This window comes from Geobacillus sp. TFV-3 (assembly GCF_009901865.1).
GTDB classification, from domain to species: Bacteria; Bacillota; Bacilli; order Bacillales; family Anoxybacillaceae; genus Geobacillus; species Geobacillus thermoleovorans_A.
This window is the reverse complement of the sequence record NZ_MPSP01000001.1, coordinates 730,005-750,235: the sequence shown is the minus strand read 5'-3', so window position 1 is coordinate 750,235 and position 20,231 is coordinate 730,005. Positions and strand designations below refer to the sequence as shown.

Genomic DNA, 20,231 nt, shown 5'->3' with positions numbered 1-20,231 from the left:
GTTTCGGCAGGCGGACATTGGTTGACGGTCTGTTCTTAATGCGGGCGGATTGTTACTCGCGGACGACGATCGTATCGGCGAACTGGTCATGCATCCCTTTTTTCTTTTCGGAAAACGCAACAAACAAAAAACCGATGAACAGCAATTTTTTCGCGATGAATTTGCCGATGACTTCGCGAAACAGCACAGTGAGCCAGGTGAGCGGCTCGCCGCGCTCATCGACCACTTTTAAGCCGAACACCATTTTGCCAAGTGTCTGCCCAAACCATTTCGTCATCAACACGAAATAAGCATAAAAGACGACAGCGGCCGCGACCGCCGCTGGCGCGAACAAACCGTCCCGCGCAAGCGGCCAATCGAACAGGCGGAAAAGCGGCCAAACGATGAGCCGGTTGAGGCTCGAGACAACGATGATGTCAAGGCAATACGCCCAAAAACGAAGCCAAAAACCGCCGTAGCAGAGGGGGCGCCCAGCCGGCGGGAGATGATCCGCCAGCGGCGCCGTTGCTTGCATGTCCGTCATGTTTCCACTCCTTTATTCGGCGTATAAATACATAAGCCGCGGCGAGGATGGGCGCGACAACAGGCGGATGAGCCCAGCCGCCTCGCTGTCCGGCTTCATCCGGTTCGACACCATCTCAAAGAGCGAGCTCCACGGCGCATCGTTTACGTATTTCACGACTTGGGCGCCGGTTAAATGGTGTTCTTTTTTGAGTGCGGCGATGGCGTCATCCAAGTAGCCGAACTCATCGACAAGGCGGAGCGACTTCGCTTGGCGTCCGTCATAAATGCGGCCGTCCGCCAGCTTGCGCACCGTGTCTTCCGGCAGCTTTCTCCCTTTGGCTACCACATCAACAAACGCATCATACGAATCATTGATCAGCCGCTGCAAAATCTCCCGTTCCGCCTCGGTCATTTTGCGCGCCGGATTCATGATGTCTTTGTACGGCCCGCTTTTGATCGTGACAAGCTCGACGCCGTACTTCTTCGCCAGCCCTTCATAGTTGACGCTTTGCATGATGACGCCGATCGAGCCGGTGATCGTCTCCGGGCTGGCGAAAATTTTATCGCCGGCCGCAGCGATATAGTAGCCGCCCGAAGCCGCCATCGCTCCCATCGATACGTAAATCGGCTTGTTCGTCTTCTTTTTCAGCTTCATCAGCTGATCGTAAATTTCCGCGCTTTCCGCGACACCGCCGCCCGGCGAATTGATGCGCAAGATGATGGCTTTGACATCTCGATCCTCTTTCGCCTGTTGGATCATTTGCAAAAACGTTTGGTGGTTGTACTGTGATGAGGAAAGAAACGACTCCGCTTCCCCCGCATCTTGAATGACCCCGTTCACTTCCAACACAGCGATTTTTTTCAACGGATCGCCCTCGGCGATGACTTCTTCGGTAAATGGCGACTCCATGAGCGCCAGCCAGCTTTCCGACCAGCCGCCGGCCTTGTCGGACAAAAGAACGCCGACCGCTTGAACAAGCACCGAGATTACGAACAAAGCAGCGGCGATGGCCAACGCGGTCCATCGTTTTCGATTCATCGTCTTCCCCCCCTGCATCGGCTGCCCATATTTTTAGAATCCTGGCAAACGTGGTACAATATTCATTGTACATCGATTGATTAGATGATGCCATCGGGAGGACGAAAAAAATGGATATGGAACGCAACCGTCTTTATTTTTTTTATAAGCGCGACGACGAACTCATCGAACGGGTGAAGCCGCTCATGGAGCTGGCAGAGCGCGGTCCGTTTGTGGTCGTCGACGACTATCGGGAAGCGAACATCATCGTCAGCATCGGAGATGACGGCGCGTTTTTGCAGGCGGTGCGGCAGACGGGATTTCTTCCTGACCGTTTGTACGTCGGCGTGTCCGTCTTGTCGGCGCGCGGGTTTTACTGCGATTTCCATATTGACGACATCAATCATATGGTGGAAGCGGCGAAAAATTGGAAACTCGAAGTGCGGCGCTACCCAATCATCGAAGTGACGATCGACGGCGCGGCTTCGTTTTTCTGCTTAAACGAATGTTCGATCCGCTCGCAAATCATTAAAACGATGGCGATCGATGTTTTCATCGACGACTTGCATTTCGAGACGTTCCGCGGCGACGGGATCATCGTGTCGACGCCGACCGGCAGCACCGGCTACAATAAATCGGTGCACGGGGCGGTCGTCGATCCGCTCTTGCCGTGCTTTCAGGTGAGCGAGCTCGCCTCGCTCAACAGCAACCGCTACCGGACGCTCGGTTCGCCGTTCATTTTGAGCGGTTCGCGGACGTTGACGCTGAAAATGTCGGAGGAAACAAGCCATTTTCCGATTATCGGCCTCGACAATGAAGCGCTCAGCATCCAGCATATTGAGCGGATTGACATTCGTTTGAGCGACCGGGTGGTCAAAACGGTGCGCTTGAAAGACAATTCGTTCTGGGATAAAGTGAAACGCGTCTTTTTGTGAAGCATGCAGCGAAACACCGGATCGAAAATGGCGAATCCGTTCGACGCGCATGCGGCAAGAGGGTGTCTCGCAACGAGACACCCTCTTGTTTGGTCGCCGCGTGGACATCGCTCCCCTTCCGGCAGGGGCCAGCCCAACCGGCTCTTTCTGCTTACGACGACCGGCCGGCAAGACGGGCTTCCCGCTCGCGCAGCTCGACGCGGCGGATTTTTCCGGACGCCGTTTTCGGCAAATCGTCGACAAACTCGATTTTGCGCGGGTATTTGTACGGCGCCGTCAACTGTTTCACATGTTCTTGCAGGGCCGGAATGAGAGACGGGTCGTCTTTGTCGACCCCATCGCGCAGCACGACGAACGCTTTGACGACATGGCCGCGCACTTCATCCGGACTAGCGACGACGGCGCACTCTTTGACGGCTGGGTGCTTGACAAGCGCGTCTTCGACTTCAAACGGGCCGATCGTATAGCCGGCGCTGATGATGATGTCATCCCCACGGCCTTCAAACCAGAAATAGCCGTCCTCGTCTTTGCGCGCTTTGTCTCCCGTAATGTAGTAGTCGCCGCGGAACTGCATCGCTGTCCGCTCCGGATCTTTGTAATAATACTTAAACAGCGCTGGCGTTTCGATATGGACGGCGATGTCGCCGACTTGTCCGGGCGGGCACGGCTCGCCGTTTTCATCGATAATTTCAACGCGGTTGCCTGGCGTCGGTTTCCCCATCGAACCTGGCTTGATGGGCATTCCTTTCATGACGCCGACAAGCAGCGTGTTTTCTGTCTGGCCGTAGCCGTCGCGCACTTCGACGCCGAAATGCTTGGCGAACGTGTCGATCACTTCGCGGTTGAGCGGCTCGCCGGCGGACACGGCGCTGTGCAAATGGGATAGGTTATAGCGGCCGATGTCCGGCACTTTCGCCATCAAACGATACTCGGTCGGCGTGCAGCAAAGCACATTGATGTTGTATTTTTCCAATAGATGCAAATATGTTTCCGGCTCAAAGCGGCCGTAGTAGACGAACCCGGTCGCCCCCGAACCGAGCACCGATAAAAACGGGCTCCAAATCCATTTTTGCCATCCCGGTCCGGCCGTCGCCCAAACGAGGTCGGCTTCTTCAATGCACAGCCAGTTTTTCGCCGCCGTGCGCAAATGGGCGTACGCCCAGCCATGGCAATGAACGACGCCTTTTGGATTGCCGGTCGTGCCGGATGTGTACGACAAAAACGCCATATCATCGCGCGACGTGTCGGCCGCCTCAAGCGTTTCGCTTTCGTTCGCCATGGCGTCTTCAAGCGGAATCCATCCGCCCCGGGGCCCCCGATGACGAACTTCGTCAAACGGTCGATGCCGTCAATCGGCGCAAATTCGTCCGTATACGGCGCATACGCAACGACCGCTTTCGCTTCGCTATGGACGAGCCGGTATTGCAAATCTTTCGTCCGCAGCATCTCCGAGCTCGGGATGATGACAAGCCCGGCTTTGAGCGCCCCTATATACACTTCGTATGTTTCAATGAGGCGCGGCATCATGACGAGCACTTTATCGCCTTTTTCGAGCCCGCGCGACAAGAAAGCGTTTCCAATTCGATTGGCACGCGCCATCAAACGGCCGTATGTAATCTCTTTCGTTTCGCCTTGCTCGCTCTCCCATTTCAACGCGATCCGATCCGGGTCAGCGGCCGCATGCCGCTCTATTTCCGATGTCAAATTGTAGCGCTCGGGAGCAATCAAATCTTCCCGTCTCATCGTTCCTCTCCCCCTTTGTCTTGTTTTGCCGCGGTCGGCATCTCTATTATACAAAATAGTCACTCTATTTTGAATACCATTTTTCCCATATTGAAAGCGGCGGGGGATGCCCCCGCCGCGCAAGCCATTCGGTATGAAATTAGAATTGGCGTGCGCCGCCCAATTGTTGCTGCGCCATGGCGACAAGACGTTTCGTGATCTCGCCCCCGACCGAACCGTTGGCGCGTGAAGTCGTGTCAGCGCCTAAGCTCACGCCAAATTCTTGGGCGATCTCATATTTCATTTGCTCCAGCGCTTGCTGCGCACCCGGAACGAGCAGTTGATTCGTATTGTTGCGTGCCATCTGTTTTCACCTCCTTGTACCTATAGAATGTGTGAAAACAGATGGCGATATGCAGCGATGGTTTTTGGTAAATTTTGAGATTCAAAACAGCTCGGCAAACTCATCGTCCTGTCCTGTTTCTTCATCAATAACGAGCGTTTCTGTATCATTGACTGCCTTTTCCAGAAGCGGAGCGAGGTCGAGCTGGCTCTCATAATGGAGCACTTTTTCTTTTTTCGGTTTCGTTTTCGGCGCTCTTGGCGTAAAAATGGTGCAACAGTCTTCATAAGGAAGAATGGAAATATCATGCGTGCCGATTTGCTTCGCCAGCTCGATAATTTCAAGTTTATCCATCGAAACAAGCGGGCGCAAAATTGGGGTATTTGTCACCTCATTGATGACGTACATGCTCTCAAGCGTCTGGCTCGCGACTTGGCCGAGGCTTTCACCTGTGACAATCGCCAACGCCCGCTGGCGGCGGCGCAACGCGTCGGTGATCTTCAGCATCGCCCGCCGAGTCGAAATCAACGAGTACTCATTTGGAACTCTTTGGTAAATAGCTTGCTGCACTTCCGTAAACGGCACGATGTGAAGCTTGATTCTCCCGCCGTATGTCGTCAGTTTGCGCACAAGGTCAATCACTTTTTGCTTTGCCCGTTCGCTTGTAAACGGGGGGCTGAAAAAGTGGACGGCCTCGATTTCCAAACCGCGCTTCATCGACAAATAACCAGCAACCGGGCTGTCAATGCCGCCTGAGAGCATGAGCATCGCCTTGCCGCTCGTTCCGACCGGCAGGCCGCCGGCGCCGAAAATGTCGCGGCACGTGACATATGTCCCGTCTTGGCGCACTTCAATGCGCACGTCAATATCCGGCTCGCGCACGTTGACCGTAAGCCCGTCCGTCTGCCGCAAAATGTGCGCCCCCACCTCGTAGTTCAGCTCGTCGCTTCGATACGGAAACTGTTTGTCGACGCGGCGGGCGCTCACTTTAAACGTTTTTCCTTTGTATGGGAGCTGACGGACGGCGGCGAGCGCCGTCTCCTTAATGGCGTCAAGATCGTTTTCGCACTTCATCGCCAAGCTGAACGAATGAATGCCAAAGACGGTTTTCAGCTTTTCGATGATCGGTTCGTGCGGCTCACCGTTTAATAAAATGTACATTCGGTCGCGCATATATTCAATCTCAATCCGCTCGAACGCCTGCAGTTTGCGGACAATGTTGTTTTTAAGACGCCGGACGAAGATGTTCCGATTTTTTCCTTTCGTCGTCATTTCTCCGTAGCGGATCAAAATGCGGTCATAGTTCATCATCTTATTCCGTTACCTCGCTTAATGTTTTGATCGCCTGCTTGATCGCTGTCACTGTGGGCGCGATTTCTTCCCGGCTGTTGTCAAATGACAAACTGATGCGAATGCCGCGCTCAGCGCGGTCTTCGCCAAGCCCCATGGCCAAAAGCGTTTTGCTCGGGGCCTTCTTTTTCGACGAACAGGCCGACGTCGTAGAGACATAAATTCCGCTTTTCTCCAGCTCGTGAACAAACACTTCCGGCTTCACGCCGCGCTTTAACGAAAAGTTGATGATATGAGGAGCGGCGCCATCGCGCGGCGTGTTGATCTCGATGTCCGGAATCGCCGCAAGCGCTTCAAGCCACTCGTCTTTCAATGCTTGAAGCCGGCCGATGTCCCGATCATACCGCTCCATGGCTAAGCGAAGCGCCTTTGCCATCGCGACGATGGCGGCCACGTTCTCCGTTCCGGACCGAAGCTGCCGCTCCTGCCCGCCGCCGGCAATCAAGGGAGCCAAGCGGACTCCTTCACGCACGTAAAGCGCCCCGGCGCCGCGCAGCCCGTGAAATTTATGCGCCGATATCGTGCATAAATCAACGCCTGCTTGCTTCAAGTCGAGCGGCACTTTGCTGATCCCTTGCACCCGGTCGACATGAAACAATGTTTTCGGATAGCGGGCCAAGAGGGCGCCGATTTCTTCGATCGGCTGCACCGTGCCAACTTCGTTATTGACGTGCATGACCGACACGAGAATCGTATCGTCGCGCAGCGCCCGTTCGACTTGCTCAACCGATACCCTTCCTTCGTGGTCCACCGGCAAGTACGTCACCTCAAAACCAAGCTCCTCAAGCTGGCGGCACGGTTCCACGACAGACGGATGCTCGATTTTCGTCGTAATGATGTGCCGGCCGCGCTGCCGGTATTGCCAGGCGACCCCTTTGATGGCGAAATTGTTCGCCTCCGTTCCCCCGGAGGTAAAAACGATTTCGTTCGGCTTCACGCGCAGCATGGCGGCGATTTGTTCACGCGCCTGCGCCAAAAGCCGCTCCGATTTCATGCCCAGCCCATGGAGCGACGACGGATTGGCAAAATAGTTCGTGGCGACGGTGACGAACGAATCGACCACCTCGGGAAATGGTTTCGTCGTCGCACTGTTGTCAAGATAAATCATCGCTTCCATCCTCCGCTCATTGTCGGCAAAATATCGCTGTCCATCGTCCATCTTACCCAAAACAGACGCCAATCGGCAACGAAGACTGTTTTTTGCAAGCAAAAAATGCAGAGAAGTGCAAGAAAAAATACATAGGCTTGCCAGCTCAAGACTTAAGGTTCCAGACCGGGGGAAGAGGACGGCTGGATCGCGGAGAGAGCGTTCCGCAGTCGATAGCTCTCTCCCGTAAAGGCCAGGATGTGGGCATGGTGAACCAAGCGATCCACCAGCGCAGCTGTCAAGCGGTTGTCCCCAAACACCCGATTCCACTGTCCAAATTCCAGATTCGACGTCACGATGACGCTTTTTCGCTCATAACAGTCGGCGATAATATGAAACAACAGCTCCGATCCTTGCTTTTGAAACGGCACATAGCCGAGTTCATCCAATATCAACAGTTCGCACGCATCGATGCTTCGTTTCAGCCGCCCGAGCGTGCCATTTTTCAATGCCTCTTCCAGCTGGGCGACGAGATCCGCGACGCGGAAAAACCGAACCTCATGGCCTTGTTGGCACGCCTGGATGCCGAGCGCTGTGGCGAGATGGGTTTTTCCTGTCCCGGGCGAGCCTAAAAGCAGAACGTTTTGCTTTCGCTCCAAAAAGCGAAGGTCACACAATTCCTTCTTCGATGTCGTGGTCGGCCAGTGGATGTGATCCGACCATTCGTAATCCTTCAGCCATTTCAACTCCCGAAACTTGGCTTTCTTGATCAGCCGGGCCTGTTTCGCCTGCTGGCGGCACGACAGCTCCAGCGCCAATACATCCCGCAAAAACTGTTCTTTCGTTTCGAACATCACCTCCTCGAATCGATCCGCGATATAGGCCAAATGCAGTGCTTTACAAATCTCTTTCACCTCTGCTCTCATCCCTGGACACCCCCTTCCCGAACAGGATGAAGACGTTGATCATACACCGTTAAGTCCGTTTCATAGTCGATCAGGACGGAAGGGGTGTACGATTCTTTCCACTTGGCCGGGTAATGGGATTGCTCGGCTTCCATCAACACCCCGATTTCATGAGGAGCCAAGTCCCATCGCTGACTCTCCTCGAGCCACTGGGGGATTTCATAAAGCGTGCAACGATCCAACAGCGCTCGCAGCCCTTTCAAACGGGCCGCCACCTGGGGCGGGGTGCCAGCCAGATACGTTCGGATCGCTTCCGGCAAGTACGCCCGGTATCGGGAATGCCCGACAACCCGGGGTTTGGTCTCCCACTCAGCGAAAATCTCTTTCCAAGGGATCTCGCGTTTCACGTTCGTATACGGCCTTGGCATCTCAAGATGTATGCCTCCGTCAGGAGAGAGCACAAAGAAACGATCCCACTCTTTTTTCACCAATACCCGGTTGGGGACGGACAGGCCATGGACGACGAACGCCTTCCCATCCACCATCACTTCTCCGTACTTATTCACGTAAGCGTGATCGAGGGAGAAGATCGGAAGATCTTGTTCCGGCAACGCCAACAGCTCCGGCCGCTCTTCCTGCCATAGCTCCTCTATCAACCGCCCCTTTTCATAATGAGGGCGGTTTCGGTCCTCGACCATCTTGCGATGCAGCCACTCCACCAGCTCCGGATCCGACTCGATCAACGGAGCCGGGACGAAACAAAGGTTGCGAGTGTAATAGACTTTTCGCTCCGCATTTCCTTTCTCATGTCCGCTGTATGGATTGCACACTTGTACATCAAACCGATAGTAGAGTTGAAATTTCTCAAAAGCCTCGGTGAATTGGCGTTCTCCCCCTTTTCGAATCGACACGATGGCCGCGGACAAATTGTCAATGCGCAATGCCTTTGGCACTCCCCCAGCCTGACGAAACAGCTGCGTCAACCCATGGAGGAAGCATTCACTGTTTTCCGCCGGCAGCGGATAAGCAAACGCAGCGTTGCTATACGGGAAGCTTACGATCAAAACCGATCGTTCTTCTTCCTTCCCCTCCTTCGTCACCACCGTCATCTTCCCGAAATCCACCTGCGCCTCGCCTGGCGGGTGCTCAAGTCGTTCATAGCGCTGTTCTTTCTCGAGTTTGAGCTGCGGTCTTCGTTTTTGCACGTACGCGCAAACGGTGCGATACGAGCCTTGAAATCCATGGTCACGACAAAGCGCTTCAAACATCGTCTTGTTCGTTCGCCGTTGTTTTCTCGGCAGCTTGGCATCCTCCTCCAACCAGTCATCAATGATTTGCCCGTATCCTTCTTCCTCCATCATCCCCTTTTTGCGTTTGATGGTTGGTTGGACAGAAATGCCGCCATCCGCGTATTTCTTGACCGTTCTCCAGTTATATCCCGTTTCGCGGGAAATTTCCGCAATCGATAACCCTTTCTTTTCACGCAGTTTTCTGATACGATTCATTTCGGGCATTGCCAGCATCCTTTCGCTCCTCCACTGTTTGGTTTATGTGTTCACAACTTCCACAGTAGAGGAAATGTTAGGGGCTGGCAAGCCTTTTTTCTTTGCCTTAGGCTCTGCACGTTTCGTTGCAGAACTCTGTATTTTTATTTTGCACTAAACAAACGAAGACACACGATCGCTTGCTTGATCCCTTATTCATCCAGCCAACACTGCCACCTACATTATTCACCAAAAACCCGACAAATATCGGCTGAACCGACATTTATCGGGTTGATTCCTCACCGCTCCCGGTCATTGTTCTCTTTCCATAGCTGCTGCACGCGGTCAAACGCGCCCGGTTCGACCTCCTCGACCGCCGCCACCGCCTCGCGGAGCGCCTCTTCATAATCGTAATGCCGGAACAACGATTCCGCTTCTTCAAGACGTTTGCGCACGGACGGATAGCGGCGGCGGTAGCGGTTGCCGTATTGAATCGTCCGCTCCGCCAGCATCGCCTGTTCAATCATCCCCACCGTGCGTTCATGAAGCCGTTCCACCGCCGCTTTCGCCTCCTCCAACGCTTCGTCGACGGCCGGCATGTCAAGCGGCTTTTCTTCAAGGCGCGCGGCAACGGCCTGCAAGCTGCGTCTCGCTTCCGCCAGTTCGAGCGAATACGGTTCAGGCAGCCCCGGCAGCCGGCTCTTTTGCACAAGGCGGAGCACCTCGGCCAATGTTTTTCGCATCGAGTCAAGCTTTTCGCGGGCGATCAATTCGTCTTTGCGCAGCGTCTGCAGCATCGTTCGAAACTGTTCATGCTCTTCCTTCATGAGGTCAATTTGGGACACAAGCTGCTCAAGCTCCTCTTTCAGGACCGAATACGCTGTTTTCGCCTCGGCAACGCGGTCTTGAATGAGAAAAAACCGCTTTTGCAGCTGGTGCAGCTGCTTTTCGATGCTTCGATATTTTTCAAGGTCGCTTGGCGGCAAATGGTAGCTTTGCTGGACGAACAACGCCTCCGCCTCGGTCTCCTTCGCTTCAGCGGCGAGTTCTTGAAGCATGCCGCCGATGCGCGGCATTTCTGTTTGCACATATTGATGCGCGAGCACTTCGTTTTCGAGCAAATCGTAGAGCGCGTCGATCTCTTCTTTCAGCTCAGCGGCGGTTTGCTTCGCTTCTTCGATGCGCAGCTCATGGATCATGGCCAGACATTGCTCGATTTTTTCCCGTTTTTCCTGAAGCGTTCGCTCTATGTGCAAATGGTCAAGGATGTATCCGCGCTCTTCCATCTCCCGATAGCCATCGGCCAGCTCGGCGAGCTGGGCGGGGAGCGATGTTTGGCATTCGCCAAGCAGTTTCGGAATTTCTTCCATCATAGCTGTGAGCCGGCCGAGCTCTTCCTTCAGCGTCAGAACGACATCGCGCGCCGCCAAATAATTGCCGGCTTCCGTCAATTCAGCAAACCGCTGAAACTGCTTTTCCGCTTCCGTTAAACGGACATCAAGCAAGTCGGCAGCCGAACCGAACGTATAACGGTAAGCAAGCAGCGCCTTTTTCGCTTCTCGGTGAACCGCACGCAGCTCCTCGATCTCCGCCCGGCTTTGTTCCTCGCTGCCGATCAACTCATTCACTTCATGAATGATTTCATGCACTTCTTCCTCAAGACAACGCAATCCGTCGGCGATTTGCCCAAGCAGCCGGCGCGCCTGCCGGTAGCGGTATTTGTCGAGGAGCTGCTCCGCGTCAAACAGCTGTTCTTCCACATTCGGCAGCTTCACTGCCACAATGTCGTCCCATTGCTGGCGCCATCGTTCAAACAGCTGCTCCGTCTCCCCTGTCATATTCAGCTGTTTCACTTTCGCCAACTCATCCGGCACCGGCCGGTTCATCAAGTTGATTTTCCATTCCTCGAGCCGATCGATTTCCCGATACATCCGCTTTCGATACATCTGATTGTATATGATTGCCCCCACTCCGAGGAGCAGAACGACCCATGCCATCCCCATCCGCTGACGCCTCCTTAAACTCAAGCTACTGAAACAGCAAATAAAAAATCAAGCGGAAGAAAGGCCAAAAAGATATGGTTTTCAATGTTTTTATGATACCATGTTTAACGACATTTTTTGACCAAAATTTTTATTTTTTTTTACAGGATTTTTGCTATGATACATAAGGGAGAAAGGAGGAAAATTGATCATGCGCGACGGGCATATTCATACGCCGTTTTGTCCGCACGGAAGCCAAGATCCACTTGAGGCCTATGTAGAGCGCGCGATCGAACTGGGCTATACCGACATTTCCTTCACGGAGCATGCCCCGCTTCCTGAACGGTTTGTCGATCCGACGCCAAACCAAGACTGCGCAATGAGCCCAAGCGATCTTGAACGCTATTTGCATGCCGTCGCTGAGGTGAAAGCCCGCTACCGAAACGACATTGCCATCCGTGTCGGGCTCGAAGTCGATTTTATTCCTGGCTTTGAGGAAGAAACAACCCGCCTGCTCGACGAAGTCGGCCCGCTGCTTGACGACAGCATTTTATCAGTTCACTTTTTGGCCCACGAAGGGCAATATGTATGCCTTGATTACAGCGAAGATATGTTCGCCGACATCGTCCGCTTGTTCGGATCGGTCGAACGCGTCCACCGCGCCTACTACGAAACGGTGCAGCAATCGATCCGCACGGAGCTTGGCCGCTGCAAACCGAAACGCATCGGCCATATGACGCTTGTGCGCAAATTCCAGCGCCGCTTCCCATGCTCGGAACCAATGGATGAGTGGATTGTCGGTATTCTCGATGACATCAAGCAGTTCGGCTATGAATTGGACTACAACGGCGCCGGCGCCGCCAAACCGCTCTGCTTGGAGCCGTATCCGCCGGGCGGCGTGATCGCCGAGGCGCGGCGGCGGGGCATCCCGATCGTCTACGGATCCGACGCTCATCGCGCCGCCGACTTGCACCAAGGTCGGGACAGGATGAACCTTGAAGCGCTTTCGGATTGACAGCCGCAGGATGCCAATCGATCGCCTCCATTTGTTTCCTGTCTAGGGATGAGATCGGCGTTTATTGAAAAAAAGAAACAGGAGGATTGTTTCATGTTCCATCGGACCGCTTACAACGGAACACGCGAAGAAAATTACGCGCTCGTCATCGAACAGCTGAAATCGCTCATTTCCGGGGAACCCAACTTCATCGCCAACTTGGCGAACGCAGCGGCCTTGCTCAATCAATTCTTGTCCGACATCAATTGGGTCGGGTTTTATCTCGCAGACGGCGAGGAGCTTGTGCTTGGCCCGTTCCAAGGCTTGCCGGCATGCGTACGCATTCCGTTCGGCAAGGGGGTGTGCGGCACGGCGGCCGCCGAACGGCGGACGGTGGTCGTTCCGGACGTTCACCAATTTCCGGGCCATATCGCCTGCGATGCGGCGTCTCAATCGGAAATCGTCGTGCCGCTCATCAAAGACGGCCGCGTCATCGGCGTTCTGGACATCGACAGCCCGGTGAAAAACCGCTTCGATGACATCGACCGCCGCTGCTTGGAGCAGTTTGCCAGCGTGCTCATGTCCGCCTGACGAAAAAGCGCACCAAGCGTGAAGAAGGAATCCGCTCGCCCGGATTCCTCTTTTTTACACCTTATACACATGACAGTCATCATGCACAAAAATGCAGTTTTTCCCTGCCTCCTTCGCCATATAAAGCGCGGCGTCGGCCCGTTTGAACAGCTGCTCTGCATCTTGAAAGCCGGCATGCCCCCACCATGATATGCCGCACGACACGGTCACCGCCGGGATCGTTTGTTCCCGCACTTTTTCCATGATGCGGCGGGCGACGGCAACGGCGTCGGACAGCGGCACGTTCGGCAAATACACCGCCAGCTCTTCCCCGCCCCAGCGCGCCGCCACATCGCCGTCGCGAATGTTGGCGCGCATCGTCTCTGCCACTTGAACGAGCACTTCATCGCCTGTTTGATGGCCATACACATCGTTGATTTGCTTAAAGTTATCAATGTCAAGCAAAATGAACGCTCCCGACGCATCGGACCCCATGGATGTTTGGATCCGCTCATCCAAATAGCGGCGCGTATGCAGCTTTGTCAAATAATCGGTGACCACCATCTTCTCGAGCTCTTCGCGCAGCATCGCGTTCATAAACGCCAGCGTTGAATGTTGAACGAGCGATTCCAAGAGCTTAAACATCTCAAACGTAAATCGGTACGGCTCGCTGGCGAGCGCAATGCACAGTCCCTTTGTTTCTTTGTTTTGCTGCATCGGCGCCGCCATGATGGAGCGAAACGGACCGAAAGCGGACACGCCTACATCGCCGGCAAATAAAATGTCATTTCCGCTTTGGCGCCGCTTTTCCACCCATTCGATATAGGGCTCGGACCGATGATCGAAAAAAAACGGCGTGCTGCCTGGCAAAAGCTCCCGCTTCCCGTCGGCAAACAAGAAAAAACCGACTTCTTCCGCGCCGAACGATTGCTGAATTTGCGACACCATGCACTCAATGGCTTCATGAAGCCGCGGCCGGGCGTTCAATTGGCGCATCGTGTCGTTGATCAGCTGCAAATCGGCGACAAGCCGGCGCGACTGTTCATACAACTTGGCGTTCTCAAGCGCGCTTCCAGCCGTGCTCGCCAGCAGCGAAATAAAATGAATCTCCCGTTTCGGAAATGGTGCAGCGTATGGGGCGATAATTTCAATCACCCCATACACCGCCTGCCCACCTTTGATCGGCGCGTACAGCACCGAGCGCGGCGGCGCCTCCATTTCCTCGCATTGCACCTGCCCGGTCAAAAACGCCCGCAGCGCCGCCGTTTGCCTTTCCCCCTCATCCAACATCAGCGCTTTAATCGGCAAATTCCCGCGCAGGTGGTTATCGTGCGATAACAGAAGATAGTATGTAAACGACGGGTAGACGTTTTGTAGCGTGCGGATAATTTCTTCAAGCACATCATCGATATGCATCGATGAATGAATTTTTGCGGCGAAGCGATGCAGCTGCCCATACCGTTTCTCTTCGCCCGCTCCTTGCAGCACCGCGCTAAGTTTCCGAAACAATCGCGCCAAATCCTCCCGGATCTCCCACAACAACCGCTCGTCAAAACCACCGTCTTTTCGATACATCAGCTCGACCATCGCCGGCGCCTCATCGGAAAGCATGAAAAAGAGCCGGGCCGCCATATGCGGCCCACCGGCATCGACGACAGCGACTTTCCGCTCTCCATCAGCTGCGATCGGCCCAGCGCCGGGCGCCCCAACCGCAGCCGCTTCCGGATAAAAGGCAGCGCGCACCGGGTCATACAAATAAAAAACGGCTTGCTCGAGCGCCAGCTCTTCTTTCAGCAGCGCGAGCAGCTCGCCCGCCGCCGCCGAAAACGGCCCATCGTCCTGAAACGCCAAAAACCAGTGGAAAAATTTTTGTTTAAACGATTCATACCGCTTCATTTCTTCCTTGTTCATCGCCTTTTCCACCCAAACCGGCATCATCATTCCAAACGAGAGAATAGGATGACAATTTTTTTTAAAAATTGCATCTTTTATTATATCATACAGATAGAGAAGAAAGGAAACAAAATGTTGACTTTATCCTCTAAAAATCATATAATAGCCTTTGTGTAAAATATAGCAGCCTTTGTGCCCACCTTTATGGTTCATTTTGTTCCTCGGCCCGCCGAGGTGCATCGTGTAACTCTTAGCTGCGAGAGCGAGGATGCATGAAAACAAAATGGCCGTAATTGTTGGCGCACATCTGCTTTTATTTTACGAATAAAAGCATAAGGAGGAGCAACGAATGGCTCGTTATACTGGACCAATGTGGAAAATTTCTCGCCGCCTTGGCATCTCGTTGAGCGGCACGGGGAAAGAATTGCAAAAACGTCCGTATCCACCTGGCCAACACGGTCCGGGGCAGCGTCGGAAATTGTCGGAATATGGCTTGCAGCTGCAAGAAAAGCAAAAGTTGCGCCATATGTACGGCGTAAACGAGCGCCAATTCCGCAAAACGTTTGAAGAAGCAGGCAAAATGCCGGGCAAACACGGCGAAAACTTCATGATTTTGTTGGAGTCGCGCCTGGACAACCTCGTCTATCGCTTAGGGTTGGCCCGCACGCGCCGTCAAGCCCGCCAGCTCGTGACGCACGGCCACATTTTGGTCGACGGCAACCGCGTCAACATCCCGTCGTACCGCGTCAAACCGGGACAAACGATCGCCGTCCGCGAAAAATCGCGCAACTTGCAAGTGATTAAAGAAGCGCTCGAAGCGAACAACTACATTCCGGATTACTTGACGTTCAATCCGGAAAAAATGGAAGGGACGTACACCCGCTTGCCGGAGCGTTCCGAACTCCCAGCGGAAATCAACGAAGCGCTCATCGTTGAGTTCTACTCGCGTTAAGGCGCAAAAAAGATCCGAAATGCATCGGCATTTCGGATCTTTTTTTCTTAGGCATAGCGAATCAAATAATACTTTTTCTTCCCACGGCGGATGACGGTAAACCGCCCTTCCAAACGGTGTTCGGCGGTTAGGACGGCGCCGACGTCTTGGATGCGCTCGCCGTTGACGTAAATGGCGCCGTTTTGGATGTCTTCGCGAGCTTGCCGCTTCGATGGCGAAATGCCGGCAGAAACGAGCAGTTCGACAAGCGGAACGTCGCCTCCTTTATGAACGAATGACGGCACATCTTTGAACCCTTGCTCAATTTCCGCCGCGGTCAAATTGGCGATGTCGCCGCTAAAGAGCGCTTCCGAGATGCGGATCGCCTGCTTGAGCGCCTCTTCACCGTGCACGAGCTTTGTCACTTCCTCGGCAAGCGCCTTTTGGGCCGCCCGCTTCTCTGGGGCCTCACGAAGCTCTTGTTCAAGCGCTTCGATTTCCTCTTTCGAAAGGAACGTAAAGTACTTCAAGTAACGGATCACATCGCGGTCATCGGTGTTGATCCAAAACTGGTAAAACTCGTACGGTGACGTTTTCTCTTTATCGAGCCAAATCGTGCCGCTTTCCGTTTTCCCGAATTTCGTGCCGTCCGCTTTCGTCACAAGCGGGATCGTCAAGCCAAACGCCCGCGCCTCGCCTTTCGTTTTGCGAATGAGCTCAAGCCCGGCCGTGATGTTGCCCCATTGGTCGCTCCCGCCAATTTGCAGGCGGCATCCTTCCGTCTCATACAGGCGGAGAAAATCGTACGCCTGCAGCATCATATAGCTGAACTCGGTGAACGAAATACCCGTTTCGATGCGCGATTGCACCGACTCTTTCGCCAGCATGTAGTTGACGCTGAAATGCTTGCCGACGTCGCGCAAAAACGCAATGACATCAAGCGGCCCGATCCAGTCGTAGTTGTTGGCGATTTTTGCCGGGTTTGGGTCCGCTTCAAAATCCAAAAAGCGGGAGAGCTGCTCTTGAATACGCGCGCTCCATGCCTCGACGGTTTCTTTGGCATTGAGCGTGCGCTCGCTTTTTTTCCCGCTCGGGTCACCGATCAACCCCGTCGCTCCGCCGACTAAAGCGATCGGGCGATGCCCGGCCTGCTGGAAGCGGCGCAGCGTCAAAATGGCAGCCAAGTTGCCGATATGCAAACTGTCCGCCGTCGGGTCAAAGCCGCAGTAGAGCGTCACCCGCTCCTCATTCAACAGCTTGCGCAACCCGTCTTCATCCGTCGTTTGGTTGACGAGCCCGCGCCATTGCAATTCCGCAAGCAAATCCATGTCCTTCACCTCTCTATGAATGTCATGAAAAAGAAAACACCCGCCCGTGATGAAGGGGCGAGTGTTCGTCGCGGTACCACCCTACTTAGAAAGCATGGTGCTTTCTCACTCATTTCGGTAACGGCGTCAGCCGGCGGATGGCTACTAGGCGCCAAAACCGTTCGCCATCGCTGCTCAGGGAGGTAATTCACGCCTGCCTGTGGACTGGCTCGCACCGTCCGCCAGCTCTCTGCACCAGGGAGACAGCCGCTACTTGTTCCCATCATCGCTTTCTCATATGTAAAGATATACATTCTTATTACCATAGCGATGCACTCGCTGTCAACCTTAACGCCTTTCGCACAAACAGCGAAAAATCGGCAAAATTCCACAAAGTCTCCCCTTCCTATGGTATACTTATACATAATGACTTGCCGCATAGGGGGGCTGGCATGAAGCGAAACCAACTTTCCGTTTCTCTTGAAAAAGCGTGGCATTATTTTTCTCTTACATACGATGTGGTTTGGAACGTCATTTTGATTTTGCTCATCGCCGCACTCTGCCTTGCTTGCTTTGCCATCGGCGCCGGCGCCGGCTATTTTGCCTTTTTGGTCAAAGATATGCCCGTTCCCTCGCCTGACGAGATGAAAAAGGAGATTTACAGTTACGGCGAAACGAGCCATATGTACTTTGCCAACGGGGTGTATTTAGGCCGATTCCGCTCCGATCTCGACCGCGAGGCGGTGCCTCTTTCCGAGGTGTCGCCATACGTCGTGCAGGCGATCATCGCGACGGAAGACGAACATTTTTATGAACATCACGGCGTCGTTCCGAAGGCGATCATCCGCGCCGTGTTTCAAGAGCTGACCAACTCGCCGGTCAAAAGCGGCGGGAGCACGCTTACGCAGCAGCTCGTCAAAAACCAGATATTGACGAACGAAGCGTCATTTGAACGGAAGGCGAAAGAGATGCTGCTTGCGCTTCGTCTGGAGAAATTTTTTTCCAAAACGGACATTTTAGAGGCGTATTTAAACGTCGTTCCGTTCGGCCGCAGCTCATCGGGGCGCAACGTCGCCGGCATCCAAGCCGCGGCCCAAGGCGTCTTTGGCGTCAACGCCAAAGAGTTGAATCTCGCTCAAGCGGCGTTTTTGGCCGGACTGCCGCAAAACCCGTTCGTCTACACCCCGTTTGCCGCTGACGGCAGCGTCAAACCGGACATCTCGGCGGGCTTGAAGCGGATGAAAACGGTGCTTTACCGGATGAAACGGGCCGGCTATATTTCTGAAGGACAGTATAAGGAAGCGCTTTCCTATGATGTGGCGAAGCATTTTGCCGCCCCGAAGCCGTCGCCGTTTGAACAATATCCGTTTTTGACGATGGAGATTGAGCGGCGGGCGAAAGACGCGCTCGCCGAAGAGTTCGCCAAGCGCGACGGCTATAAGCCGGAAGAGGTGAAACGCGACCCCGCTCGTTCCCGCCGCTACCTGGGCGAGGCGGAAAAAGCGCTGCGCCAAGGCGGATATCGGATTTATACGACGATCGACAAAAAGATTTATGAACAAATGCAGCGCATCGCCGCCCGCTATCCGTATTATGGAAGCGATAATGTGTATTACACCAAAGACAAGAAAACAGGAGACATGATCGCCCATCGCCAACCGGTCGAAGTCGGGGCGATGCTCATCGAAAACAAAACGGGAAAAATCATCAGCTTCGTCGGCGGCCGCGACTACAAGCGCGAGCAGTTGAACCACGCCACCCAATCGCACCGGTCCAACGGGTCAACGATGAAACCGCTCTTGGTGTACGCGCCCGCCATGGAGATGGGCGTCATCCAACCGGCGACAATCATTCCGGACTTGCCGCTTTCGATCGGTTCGTATGCGCCGAAAAACGCGGACGGGAAAACGCACGGGCTTGTGACCGCGCGCTATGCCTTGCAGCAATCGTTCAACATTCCGGCCGTTCGGACGTATATGAGAATCCGATCCCGCCATCCGATCGACTATTTGCATAAAATGGGAATCACGAGCGTCGCCAAACAAGAAGAAGCAAATCCGGCTTTGGCGATCGGCGGGACGCACATTGGCGTCACGGTTGAGGAAAACGTCAACGCCTATGCGACGTTCGCCAATTACGGCTCGTTTGTAGACGCCTACATGATTGAAAAGATTGTTGACAAGAACGGAAAAATCGTTTATGAACATCAAAGCAAGCCCGTCCCGGTGTTTTCTCCGCAAACGTCGTACTTGATGATCGATATGATGCGCGACGTGCTTCGCGGCGGAACAGCCTCGTCGGTGCCGCGCTACTTGAAATTTTCCGCGGACTGGGCCGGCAAAACGGGGACATCGCAAGACAAGCGCGATTCGTGGTTTGTCGCCGTCAATCCGAACGTCACGTTCGGCGTTTGGATCGGCTATGACCGGCCGGCGCCGCTTGAATCGCGCTACAAAGGACTTTCCTACAGCCGGCGCACCCAGCTGTTATGGGCGCAGCTGATGAACGCGGCTTATGACCAAAATCCGAAGCTCATCGCGCCGTCAAAGCGGTTTCTCATGCCGGGCGGCATCGTCCGCCGCCCTTACTGCGCCGCCAGCGGCTTCATCCCATCGGCGGCGTGCGAAAAAGCCGGGCTCGTCCGCTACGATTTGTACAATACGAAGTTTGCGCCGCGGACGGGAAGCGAGGGCGATTTGATCGAAAGCCGGCTCGTCATCATCGACGGACGCCGCTATGCGGCGCTCGAGACGACGCCGGAAGAGTTTGTCACTCGCGAAGTGATCGTGAATCCGAAGCTTCTCGCCGATTGGGGGATCAACGGCGAGGGGCAGGCGGGCGATGCATCGCTCGTCTCCCCATTAAAGGAAAACGGCCGTCCTCCGGCTCCACCCGCCGCTCGGCGTGCAGGCGGCAAGCTCGTCTGGAATCGCCGTAACGAGCCGGATGTCATCGGCTACCGCATCTATCAAGTGAGCAAAACGGGACAACGGCGCCTCGTCGCCGTTGTAAAAGCGGACGAGGCGGCCTCGTTTTCGCCGCTGCAGCCGGGCGTCGCGTACTGCGTCACCGCTGTAGACATCGCCGGACAGGAATCAGCACCATCGAACCTCGTTTCACTGCCGCCTGCCGGCTCAGATAACAAAGAGAATGGCGGTCCGCCCTCTTCCTCTCCGTCTAGCAGTGAATGATTAAAAACGGTCTGG

At 54.5% G+C, this 20,231-nt stretch carries 15 protein-coding genes, 1 pseudogene and 1 other annotated feature; of the genes and pseudogenes, 5 read left to right on the top strand and 11 right to left on the bottom strand.

Annotated elements, in window-relative coordinates:
* Nucleotides 1–52: 52 nt before the first annotated feature.
* Together BJQ97_RS03780 and sppA are read right to left on the bottom strand one after the other, a co-directional pair.
* Nucleotides 53–523 carry an RDD family protein gene (locus tag BJQ97_RS03780; protein ID WP_160155562.1) on the bottom strand — a complete coding sequence of 157 codons (471 nt, stop codon included), beginning with the start codon at nt 521–523 and terminating at the stop codon, nt 53–55.
* Nucleotides 524–535: 12 nt separating this feature from the next.
* Nucleotides 536–1,543 carry a signal peptide peptidase SppA gene (gene sppA, locus BJQ97_RS03775; protein WP_160155561.1) on the bottom strand — a complete coding sequence of 336 codons (1,008 nt, stop codon included), beginning with the start codon at nt 1,541–1,543 and terminating at the stop codon, nt 536–538.
* Between the two features lie 110 nt (nt 1,544–1,653).
* Here sppA and BJQ97_RS03770 point away from each other — a divergent pair, with 110 nt between their 5' ends.
* Nucleotides 1,654–2,457 carry an NAD kinase gene (locus BJQ97_RS03770; protein WP_160155560.1) on the top strand — a complete coding sequence of 268 codons (804 nt, stop codon included), beginning with the start codon at nt 1,654–1,656 and terminating at the stop codon, nt 2,455–2,457.
* Between the two features lie 151 nt (nt 2,458–2,608).
* Here the strand turns inward: BJQ97_RS03770 and mbcS are convergent.
* From mbcS to ezrA, 7 genes and pseudogenes are all read right to left on the bottom strand, one after another.
* A pseudogene (gene mbcS / locus BJQ97_RS03765) lies at nt 2,609–4,200 on the bottom strand (acyl-CoA synthetase MbcS).
* A 139-nt stretch (nt 4,201–4,339) separates the two neighbouring features.
* Nucleotides 4,340–4,543: an alpha/beta-type small acid-soluble spore protein gene (locus tag BJQ97_RS03760; protein ID WP_044730559.1), complete on the bottom strand. Its 204-nt coding sequence runs from the start codon at nt 4,541–4,543 to the stop codon at nt 4,340–4,342.
* 81 nt (nt 4,544–4,624) lie between these two features.
* Nucleotides 4,625–5,830, bottom strand: coding sequence for a tRNA uracil 4-sulfurtransferase ThiI (thiI, locus tag BJQ97_RS03755; protein WP_160157531.1), 1,206 nt, complete (start codon nt 5,828–5,830; stop codon nt 4,625–4,627).
* Nucleotides 5,831–5,834: 4 nt separating this feature from the next.
* The gene (locus BJQ97_RS03750) at nt 5,835–6,980 is read right to left on the bottom strand and encodes a cysteine desulfurase family protein (protein ID WP_160155559.1); all 1,146 of its coding nucleotides are present in this window, start codon (nt 6,978–6,980) and stop codon (nt 5,835–5,837) included.
* Nucleotides 6,981–7,132: 152 nt separating this feature from the next.
* Nucleotides 7,133–7,885 carry an IS21-like element helper ATPase IstB gene (gene istB / locus BJQ97_RS03745; protein ID WP_021322668.1) on the bottom strand — a complete coding sequence of 251 codons (753 nt, stop codon included), beginning with the start codon at nt 7,883–7,885 and terminating at the stop codon, nt 7,133–7,135.
* Entirely contained in the window at nt 7,882–9,387 is a 1,506-nt protein-coding gene (istA, locus tag BJQ97_RS03740; protein ID WP_160155558.1) for an IS21 family transposase, read from the bottom strand. The genes istB and istA overlap by 4 nt, the downstream gene beginning before the upstream one ends.
* Nucleotides 9,388–9,647: 260 nt before the next feature.
* Nucleotides 9,648–11,351 carry a septation ring formation regulator EzrA gene (gene ezrA / locus BJQ97_RS03735; RefSeq protein ID WP_160155557.1) on the bottom strand — a complete coding sequence of 568 codons (1,704 nt, stop codon included), beginning with the start codon at nt 11,349–11,351 and terminating at the stop codon, nt 9,648–9,650.
* Between the two features lie 190 nt (nt 11,352–11,541).
* Between ezrA and hisJ the strand changes: the two genes are divergently transcribed.
* Together hisJ and BJQ97_RS03725 are read left to right on the top strand one after the other, a co-directional pair.
* Nucleotides 11,542–12,345, top strand: coding sequence for a histidinol-phosphatase HisJ (gene hisJ, locus BJQ97_RS03730; RefSeq protein WP_160155556.1), 804 nt, complete (start codon nt 11,542–11,544; stop codon nt 12,343–12,345).
* Nucleotides 12,346–12,438: 93 nt separating this feature from the next.
* Entirely contained in the window at nt 12,439–12,915 is a 477-nt protein-coding gene (locus BJQ97_RS03725; RefSeq protein WP_160155555.1) for a GAF domain-containing protein, read from the top strand.
* A gap of 54 nt (nt 12,916–12,969) precedes the next feature.
* On the opposite strand, the gene BJQ97_RS03720 is transcribed toward BJQ97_RS03725, so the two are convergent.
* A complete protein-coding gene (locus BJQ97_RS03720) occupies nt 12,970–14,805 on the bottom strand; it encodes a sensor domain-containing diguanylate cyclase (protein ID WP_407066438.1) in 1,836 nt (611 codons plus the stop codon).
* Between the two features lie 331 nt (nt 14,806–15,136).
* On the opposite strand from BJQ97_RS03720, the gene rpsD reads away from it, so the two are divergent.
* The gene (rpsD, locus tag BJQ97_RS03715) at nt 15,137–15,739 is read left to right on the top strand and encodes a 30S ribosomal protein S4 (protein WP_031407624.1); all 603 of its coding nucleotides are present in this window, start codon (nt 15,137–15,139) and stop codon (nt 15,737–15,739) included.
* Between the two features lie 47 nt (nt 15,740–15,786).
* Here rpsD and tyrS read toward each other — a convergent pair whose 3' ends face one another.
* On the bottom strand, nt 15,787–17,046 hold the full coding sequence (gene tyrS, locus BJQ97_RS03710; RefSeq protein WP_160155554.1) for a tyrosine--tRNA ligase: 1,260 nt from the start codon (nt 17,044–17,046) through the stop codon (nt 15,787–15,789).
* 50 nt (nt 17,047–17,096) lie between these two features.
* Nucleotides 17,097–17,321: a binding site (T-box leader), on the bottom strand.
* A gap of 156 nt (nt 17,322–17,477) precedes the next feature.
* Here tyrS and BJQ97_RS03705 point away from each other — a divergent pair.
* The gene (locus BJQ97_RS03705) at nt 17,478–20,216 is read left to right on the top strand and encodes a transglycosylase domain-containing protein (RefSeq protein WP_160155553.1); all 2,739 of its coding nucleotides are present in this window, start codon (nt 17,478–17,480) and stop codon (nt 20,214–20,216) included.
* Nucleotides 20,217–20,231 lie beyond the last annotated feature (15 nt).

Bases quoted from the DNA above. Each gene is read 5' to 3' on its own strand.
- BJQ97_RS03780 (WP_160155562.1), bottom strand. From the start codon at position 523: ATGACGGACATGCAAGCAACGGCGCCGCTGGCGGATCATCTCCCGCCG.
- sppA (WP_160155561.1), bottom strand. From the start codon at position 1,543: ATGAATCGAAAACGATGGACCGCGTTGGCCATCGCCGCTGCTTTGTTC.
- BJQ97_RS03770 (WP_160155560.1), top strand. From the start codon at position 1,654: ATGGATATGGAACGCAACCGTCTTTATTTTTTTTATAAGCGCGACGAC.
- BJQ97_RS03760 (WP_044730559.1), bottom strand. From the start codon at position 4,543: ATGGCACGCAACAATACGAATCAACTGCTCGTTCCGGGTGCGCAGCAA.
- thiI (WP_160157531.1), bottom strand. From the start codon at position 5,830: ATGAACTATGACCGCATTTTGATCCGCTACGGAGAAATGACGACGAAA.
- BJQ97_RS03750 (WP_160155559.1), bottom strand. From the start codon at position 6,980: ATGATTTATCTTGACAACAGTGCGACGACGAAACCATTTCCCGAGGTG.
- istB (WP_021322668.1), bottom strand. From the start codon at position 7,885: ATGAGAGCAGAGGTGAAAGAGATTTGTAAAGCACTGCATTTGGCCTAT.
- istA (WP_160155558.1), bottom strand. From the start codon at position 9,387: ATGCTGGCAATGCCCGAAATGAATCGTATCAGAAAACTGCGTGAAAAG.
- ezrA (WP_160155557.1), bottom strand. From the start codon at position 11,351: ATGGGGATGGCATGGGTCGTTCTGCTCCTCGGAGTGGGGGCAATCATA.
- hisJ (WP_160155556.1), top strand. From the start codon at position 11,542: ATGCGCGACGGGCATATTCATACGCCGTTTTGTCCGCACGGAAGCCAA.
- BJQ97_RS03725 (WP_160155555.1), top strand. From the start codon at position 12,439: ATGTTCCATCGGACCGCTTACAACGGAACACGCGAAGAAAATTACGCG.
- BJQ97_RS03720 (WP_407066438.1), bottom strand. From the start codon at position 14,805: ATGAACAAGGAAGAAATGAAGCGGTATGAATCGTTTAAACAAAAATTT.
- rpsD (WP_031407624.1), top strand. From the start codon at position 15,137: ATGGCTCGTTATACTGGACCAATGTGGAAAATTTCTCGCCGCCTTGGC.
- tyrS (WP_160155554.1), bottom strand. From the start codon at position 17,046: ATGGATTTGCTTGCGGAATTGCAATGGCGCGGGCTCGTCAACCAAACG.
- BJQ97_RS03705 (WP_160155553.1), top strand. From the start codon at position 17,478: ATGAAGCGAAACCAACTTTCCGTTTCTCTTGAAAAAGCGTGGCATTAT.